The organism is Thalassospira profundimaris, from assembly GCF_003326755.1.
Taxonomy (GTDB): Bacteria; Pseudomonadota; Alphaproteobacteria; order Rhodospirillales; family Thalassospiraceae; genus Thalassospira; species Thalassospira profundimaris_B.
The window spans coordinates 1-8,195 of the sequence record NZ_JPWH01000049.1; the positions used below are offsets into that span (position 1 = coordinate 1).

The window sequence follows — 8,195 nt, forward strand, 5'->3', positions numbered from 1 at the left end:
CCGAAAAATACGCGACCTCGCGCCGGGGTTAAATTGGCCTATTTATCCTAATAAAGCTATTTGGCCCCACGAAACATCTCGTTTCGTGGGGCCATTTTGTTGGGGCAGTAGTGATGCTTTAGGCACTGTCATGTCGTTGCGATAAGCAACCTCGTGTCTTCATGGGTGTTATCCGTGCTGGATTTTGCCATTTCTGCCCCCTTAAGCGCGATGCATATACAATAACCGGTTTGATATGAACTGGCGGTTGTGTGGGTCGCGTAAATGACCGTATCAGCGCTGCGAAATATCATTAGACCCGCGTGGGACGATGGGTCGAAAATAACCGGGGCACTGGCGTTTAGCCCCAGCTTTTTTAGGGTTTCCCGGATCGTCCAACTGATTGTGGCAGCAATGTTTATGGGGAGTTTGATGTTGTCTGCAATAAAGCGGGCGCGGGTAAAGGCTGTTTCGCCCAGTAATGCTTGCCAGTCCCCGGCGGGTTTTTGTAGGATATCCTGCATATCGCAGCCAATGGCAAACGGGCTTTCGACAATAAGCTTCCAGTTACTGGCGTAGGATCGGGACTGATATTTGCCATCATCCGTCATTTCCGGTTTGCCATCTGGGCGATGTGCGGTTTTGGTTGTCGTTTTTGCTACGGCGTATGCTGAAAGCCTAATTTTAATGGTGTCCGGTATATGGTGTGCTGCAATCAGACGTTCCATCATGGTTGCAAGAAGCGGCAGTGCTGATATGGTCAAGCCTTTTGGCGCCCCCATCGTGCGCAGTTTAAGGTGCTGCCAGTGTTCGATGATCGCGCCACTCGCATCAAAGATCGACAGATCATAAATCAGCTCGTCCCCATTATCTGCAATTTCTGTGGCAAATATAAAGCAGTCTTCGCCATCGGGCAATTCGCCCATTGCGATATTTTCAACCGAAACTGGAATAACCGTTTGATGGGGAATGCAGGCCTGAATAGCGTGCAAGGCCGCGTCGCGCATGCCCCCATCACCCAGCAGTAGGGTTTGTGAATGATCCGGGCTAAACCAGTTTTGCACGTTTTTTGCAGCCAACCGTGCCACGCAGCGTCGTGCTTCAAGCAGGTGATAGGCGTATATGCGCTGGAACCGCCCGGATTGAAACAGGACATTTCCATAAAGGTCCTGCGTCATATTCAGCCCATCAACAGGCTGGCTTTTTGCCAATAAAAGCAAATCATTGGCAATTCTGGGGGGTGTTTTTCGCGGCTGCAATTCACAGGTCGCGGTGATGTGATTGATCTGAAAATCGGTGGCCGATGACCGGATTGCGATGGAATACTGATTTCTCGTTAGGGCAAGCACTGCAACACGAATAACGGTTTCGCTATCTGGTGCGATCACCAGCGCCTTTGTGAATTTGACGTCCTGAAACGACGTTTGCTGGTTGATATCGTCGCGGGACAGGGGGCGAATGGCCTGTTGCATTGCCTCGAGTGCCATGACGGCGGGAAAAATTGCTTCGCTATTTAAGGTGTGGTCACGCAAATATGGGTCGCTATCCTGACTGATGGTAAAGTCACACACCACTTCAACCCCAGGGTAGAAGACGCGCATATTTTCAACGAAACGGCCAGACTGGGCTGTTGATTTGGGCTGTTTTCGGGGCAGGGTGGCCGGGGTGCCATAGCGACCTGAGACAATCAGATTTGTCGGTAAGTTAACATTGTTAATAATGTTGAGAAATTCAGAAACGCCATCATCAATCGAGATCGGGTTGATACCCTGGGCAATCAGGGCATCAAGGCTGCCAATATTCTGTCCCATTCCGATACCGGCCCAAACGGACCATTCGATTGTTTTGCAATGGCAATGCGGGTGGGTTTTGGCGAAGTTTTCGATGCTTGTGGCAAGCCATTCATTGGCAAGGGCATAGTGGGCCTCGCCGTGCAGCCCCATGCGACCGATGATGGAACCAAACCCGACAAGCAGCCGCAATTTTGCGGTGTCGAGCGCTGCGAGAATATTGTTAAGACCGTCAATTTTGGGACTGACCGTTTTGGCAATGTCTTCGGGTAATAAGGTCGCAATTGTTTTGGGGCTGTTAATGCCGGCCCCATGTAAAACGGCCGTTACAGTGGCGTGCAGTTCCTTCTCTCCAGCCCTGATTGCGTCGCTTACGCAGGCTCTTAGAGTGATATCGGCCTGTTGATAACTTACACGGATGCCAGCATTTTCAAACCGCTGCAAATTGGCCATCAGCTCCGCACTGTCTGACGGCGATGATCGCCCAAGCACCAGCAAGGCGCAGCCTGTTTGCCGTGACAGCTGAAACGCACATTCAGCGCTAATTCCCTTGCCGCCGCCGGTGACCAGCAGGGTGTCGTTTGTTGATAAAAGGTTTGTCCGGATTTCGTTTGGTTTTGCGATTAACGTTAAGTCCGGGATGAAACGGTTGTCATCGCCATCCAGATAGATTTCTGAATATCCCGGTTCAGCGGCGGTGATTTCGGCCAGAATGGTGACCGGCAAGTTGCTGGCAGGATTAGCGGGCAGGTGCATGACCTGTGTGTCGATTTCCGGGTTTTCGAGAAAGAATGATTTGAAAAAGCCGCTGGCAGACCAGCCCTGCTGCAGAATGACAAATCGGAAAGCACCAGGGCTGTTCGCTGCCTGCGCGACGGTGTGTTTTGCCGCATCTAGCAGGCTTGAAAGATCCTGATCATAACTATGTTGATCAATAGACAGCAAAACGCCATTGCCAAACCGGCCGTGCTGTAATTCGGCTAGTATCTGTGTTGCAAGCGGGCTTTGGTTTCCAAAGCTGGCCCAGTTTCCATTTGGAAGTGCTGGCTGGTTTGCAAGGAGTGTTAGTCGGTCCTGCTTTTGTGTGCCAGGGTGAAAATAACGCACCCAGCTTTCAACACCATCGGGTGCGAAAGTGGGATTATTGCGGTTGTTATTACCCGAATTTGCCATGTCGGTGATGGCCGTGGCGATGTCGCCAATTTTGCCGTCGGCAAATTCGGTCGGATCAACCAACAGCCTTACATTGATGGCGGTGCCAAGGCGGGTAACAATTTCGCCTACTGTGATTGAATTTAAATGCAGGTCGGAAAGCATACGGCTGCTTTCTTCCAGCGACCAGGCAGGAAGGCCGGTCCGTTCGGCAATGATTGTACGAAGGGCGAATAAAACACCGTCGCGGTCCCTTGTTGTGCCATCGAAATTCAGGGATTGTGGATTTTCTGCTTCTGGCGGTGCTGTAAGGGTGTTTTCTGCAGTGATTGATGGGATAAGGGATGGTTGCGTTTCGCATGGATTATTGATGAAACTGGCGGTCCAGTCCCAGTCAAATTTGCGGATGAATCGTTCTCGATAGAGCTGGCCGATATTCATGGCACAACCCAGTATATAGGCGGCTGCCGTTGCCTTTAAAAACGGCATCATGCTGTTAGCGCCCATATCAATCGAAAGGGTAGGGATATCGGTTATGCCAGCTGTCATTTTTTCAAGCAGGCTGCCGGGACCTACCTCGATGAAAAGGTCGGTTTGGGGCGCGATTTGAACAACACTGTCCATGAAATGGACTGGCGCGGTTATCTGGTTTTGCAGATATGATTTAATGTCCGCATCGTGCGGCAGTAGGGAAGCTAGCACGGTTGAGGATATTTGCCGTGATGGCACCTGAAATTCCATATCGTCCAGCAGCGTTTTAAACCGATTGGCGGTTTTTGCCATCATCGGGCTGTGGAATGCCTGACGAACGGAAAGCTGTGTGCAGGCGATACTTTGCTGACGCAAGTCGCCGGCAAGGCGGGCGATCGCATCGCTTTGCCCGGAAATGATGGTCTGTCGCGGTCCGTTAAGATTGGCAATATAAAGCCCGGTACGACCAGCAATCACCTGTTTGGCGCCGGTTTCATCGGTTGCAACAGCCAGCATGGCACCATAGGCGTTTGTATCTGCCGCCATAACAAGACCGCGCCGGGTTGCCAGTTCCAGTAAGGTTGCATCATTATATGCGTTTGCCCATCGCAGTGCAGCCAGTTCACCCAAGCTGTGACCAATGGCGAAATCACCTTTTACACCAACATGTTCTAGCATGTGCAACCCCGCCAGGGAGGCGGCAGCGATCGCGGGTTGGGCAAAATCGGTATTGCTGCGATCATGGAAGGTTTCGAGGCGGGCATTTACAAACGTATCTTTGACGAATTCAAACCGCCGTTCATATATGCCGCCATGACAGCGCGCCGGGGCACCCTGGCCGGAAAAAAGAAATGCAATTTTGCCCGTTTTTGTTTTGCTGGAGGCAAATATGCCATCTTCGTTATCAAACCAGCTTTCCAATGCATTCATCTTGTCGATCTGATCGCGAAGTTTAAGCAGTTTACGGTGTAATTCGGCAGGTTGGTCGGCGGTGATGGCTGCTTTCCAGTTGAACTGCGGGGTAAGCCCTGCGCGCTGAGCCAGTTCATCGGCAAGGTCGGTTAGTTCTGCGCGCGAGCATTTGTTGGCGAAACTTAAAACGTGATTGATGGTCCAAAGAAGGTCTTTCTGGCATGTGGCAGCAAAAACAAAAACGTCACTATCCTGAAAGGTATCAATCGCCTGACGGGTGCGCGAACCGGCAATGTAATTTTTGGATGGTGCGTTGTGGGGGGCCTCGGAAAGGGTAATATGTGTGTTGATGCCGCCAAACCCCATTGCACTCACGGCTGCCCGACGTTCTTCGCCATGGCTGTGCCAGTCCCGCGCCTGGTGGGAGGGGGCCAGTTTGGCGCGGTTATCCTCAAACAGGCTGTGTGGGGTACGGCATGCAGTAGTTGGGGGCAGTATATTTTCACTAAGGCACTTGGTGGCACGTAATACACCGGCAATACCAGCGGCGGCCTTGGTATGGCCGATATTCGCTTTGATCGAACTGATAACCGCTGGCACCAAAATGTTGTTATCGGCACTGCGCGCCTGCATCAGGGCATTTAATTCAGCAGCGTCACCGATTTTTGTACCGGTGCCATGGCCCTCAAAGTAGCCGACAGTACCAATAGAATAACCCGCGCGGCGATAGGTGCGGTCAAGGGCGATGACCTGCCCGCTGGTTTCCGGGCGGGTCAGTCCGCCATTGCCATCGGATGAAACGCCCCAGCCACGAATAACGGCATGGATGGTTTCGCATTGTTCGATCGCATCTTCATAGCGCATCAGGGCCAACATGCCGCAGCCTTCGCCGGGCCAGAAGCCTTGCGAATTTTCGTCGTAAACCAGCATTTCATCGCGTGCGAGTGCTGATGTGCGCGAAAAACCGGTCAGTTCAAACGGATCAAGGCTGAGATCTACGCCACCAGCAAGGACAAGGTCGACGTCGCTACTGCCCAGGGCGCTGCAAGCGTCAATGACAGAAATAAGCGAGGATGAGCAGGCACCATCTACGGTATAACCGCCACCTTTGAAGTCAAAATGGTTGCAAATGCGCCCGGCAATCGTGTTTGCAAGCCCACCGGCCAGGGTATCTTCGTTGGGAATGGGGAAGGGCGCTTTATAATGCTGTTCCAGCTTATGAAGGAATGATGTCAGATCATCTTTTGAAAGATCGGGAAAGTGATTTTGCAATTCCTGTTCGATTACACCCCCAACATAGGGCCAGCGCAAGCGCATCAAATTCGCGCGCGAAAATTCACCAGTCAGAGTGTTACCAAGAATGACACGGACATTGTCGTTGCTAACGACCTTTTTGCCTTTACGGAACGCAATATTTTCAATTGTTTCGCGCGCTACGGTAAGTGCCAACCAGTGCGTCAGGTCGGTGGTTTCAAAGCTTTGCTGTGACACGCGAAACCAGTTGCGGTCAAAGTGGAAATTGGCAAGAACGGCGGCCTGGCTGGTATAGGCACAGTCTGCTTTTTTGCCTGATGGATCAAAATAGGCTGATGACAAACGTCCAGCAGGAATGGTGCGAAAAGACCGGCGTTGTGCCAATCCATTTTCAAAAAGCTGTTGCGGCGTATCGGCATCGGGGTAACGGCAGGCCATCCCAACAATGGCAATCGGGCAGCTTTTTGCGGTTTCTTGCATGGTCAGGATCCTGTCATTTTAGGGAGATGGTTGTTTGCTGGCAGGGTCACTGCCTGGGCATTATTTGCAAATGACGAAGCCACCCGGTGGCGCCTTTGGGCATGCTACCGGGTGGTTTTTCTTATTTAGGGGCCGTTATTTAAAGGTTACCGGCGTTGACCCACCGATCGGTTCGCTTGTGGTAACCAGAACCTGTGTTAAGGCCTTGCCAGGGGCCGATGACCATTCGTATTGGGCGGTCGTGGAATTCAGGGCCATCACGCGTGAAATGAGAGTGCCTTGATAGACAAACGCCTTTTTGCCCGGAGGGCAGGAGAACGACATGGACTGGGTCCGTGTTGTGTTCCACTGTTCGCTAAAGGACAGGGAAAATGTCGTTTCAACCGATGCCTTCACCACTTCAATGTCTACACCGACGGATTCTTTGATGCTGAGACTTTGCTGGGTCGTAAAGGTAAAACCGTTGGTCACTGACACGGAATAGTTGCTGGTAACGTCAGACTTGGTGTTGTCCAGCGACGCAATGATTTCGAGGTTCGGGCTGTAAAGAATGACCGAAAGTGATGCTTCGGTCGTGCTTTGCGCCGGTACACCTGCATTGAAGGTGGTTTCATTGGGAACGGGCATTACATCGAAAATTTGCAGTTCGTGCTTCGTCGGAGGTCCGAATGGCATTTTAGTCTCCTGAAAATATTGGATTGTTTATGGTTGCCAGATGCTTTGGCGTGGCATCAATCGACGCGGCAGGACGGTGCCTGGGCGGCATCAATTCCGAAATGTTCAAGTACCATGCTGTATTGCTGGCACAGCGTTGACGGGTCGCTATAAAGCACCGACCAGGCATCCATTTTCAGGTAGGTCTTGTGCGTATCGCCGCCGTCTTTGCTTTTACGTTTGTAGTCTTCGATGGTCAGTTGCCAGGAAATAGTCAGAACGCCGATACCATCGGCATAGCCGGTGGTCGGGTCGTAATTGTCGACCAGGTCAATTACACGGCTGTCCGTGACGTTGTAATTGGCAATGTTGGAATCATTGATCGGCTGAATGACGTTTGACAGAGTTGCTGTCATCGTCGTTTTATCGAGCCCCTTCACCAGTGTTGACGAGGCGGTCAAGCCGACCTGAACAAACAGTTTCTGAATGGCTTCGGCATTGGGGAAATTGCCCTGGGTTGCCGGCGGCGAGTTTTTAACGCCGGTAAAGCCGTTGGTCGACCGATTGTCGTAGAGCCAGTTGAAATGGTCTTTCTGCTGAAGAATTTCCAGGTTCGGGCCATACCCTTCGGCATCATTATTGTCAGGGATTGTCCAGTTGCCGGTTGCAGATTCATGCATTTTGGACACGGGCTCGGCCGCTGCAAAAAGCATGGTGGTCGCTGCCAGATTGTTATTGGCAACAAACGGGCTAGTTGACGGTGCCTTGATCGCCATGGACTGAACTGCCCCACTGGGCAATTGCGATTTAACGCTGGTCACATAACTATCAAGATTTTCATCGTTAAGTTGTGCGCAGCTCAGGCCGATGTTTTTCAGGCTGGTGCGTAGTGTGTCCTTGTCGAACGGGGTCGGCGTGGCTGAATTAAGCTTGCCGATTTTTAATTTCTTTGGGGGACCGAAAGGCATTTGATTTCTCCTGTGGATGCCATCTGTTGGCTCAAAAAAAGCGAAATATCGTGATTTTCTGACAGTTGCTTTTCTTGATGTTGTGTTTCAGTGCGAAGTTGATATTCGTTCAAAGGCGTTACTGGCATTCACAGGGCATCAACAGAATAGATGCTTTGAAACACAAGCGATTCACCCGTACTATCTTACAGTTGAAGGCTTATTGGCATTCTGATTCCTCAACCCTTGATGCGTGCCAAGACGCACGAAAGATCAAGCATGTTATTGTTGCTGATCGTTCGCCATTGAGGACGTACTCGCTTCTAGATTGTGACGAAGGTTTGTCAGGAAATTTACCTGGGTCCGAAGCCAGATCGCTTGATCAAGACGGATACCTTAGAAATTAATCATCGAAATGTGAAACACCCCTAAAACAGTAGGAGTTGTTGCATTTATAGGTTTTATTTGAGCTGGGAATCATATGGGCGGTTGTCGTTCCGCTTCTTCCGATTGACGAAGTGGAAGCGGCTTTCAGATTGCCGCTTATCCCCTGTCG

General features: G+C 51.2%; 3 protein-coding genes. All 3 read right to left on the reverse strand.

Annotated elements, in window-relative coordinates; all coding sequences use genetic code 11:
* Positions 1 to 128: 128 nt before the first annotated feature.
* The 3 genes from TH25_RS24215 to TH25_RS24225 all read right to left on the reverse strand — a co-directional run bounded on the left by TH25_RS24215 (position 129) and on the right by TH25_RS24225 (position 7,660).
* On the reverse strand, positions 129 to 6,038 hold the full coding sequence (locus TH25_RS24215; protein ID WP_114090814.1) for a type I polyketide synthase: 5,910 nt from the start codon (positions 6,036 to 6,038) through the stop codon (positions 129 to 131).
* Between the two features lie 135 nt (positions 6,039 to 6,173).
* Positions 6,174 to 6,713 (reverse strand): hypothetical protein, encoded by a 540-nt coding sequence (locus TH25_RS24220; protein ID WP_114090815.1) that lies wholly within the window; start codon positions 6,711 to 6,713, stop codon positions 6,174 to 6,176.
* 56 nt (positions 6,714 to 6,769) lie between these two features.
* Positions 6,770 to 7,660, reverse strand: a complete 891-nt coding sequence (locus TH25_RS24225; protein ID WP_114090816.1) for a hypothetical protein — start codon at positions 7,658 to 7,660, stop codon at positions 6,770 to 6,772.
* Between the last annotated feature and the right edge of the window lie 535 nt (positions 7,661 to 8,195).

Bases quoted from the DNA above. Each gene is read 5' to 3' on its own strand.
- TH25_RS24215 (WP_114090814.1), bottom strand. From the start codon at position 6,038: ATGCAAGAAACCGCAAAAAGCTGCCCGATTGCCATTGTTGGGATGGCC.
- TH25_RS24225 (WP_114090816.1), bottom strand. From the start codon at position 7,660: ATGCCTTTCGGTCCCCCAAAGAAATTAAAAATCGGCAAGCTTAATTCA.
- TH25_RS24220 (WP_114090815.1), bottom strand. From the start codon at position 6,713: ATGCCATTCGGACCTCCGACGAAGCACGAACTGCAAATTTTCGATGTA.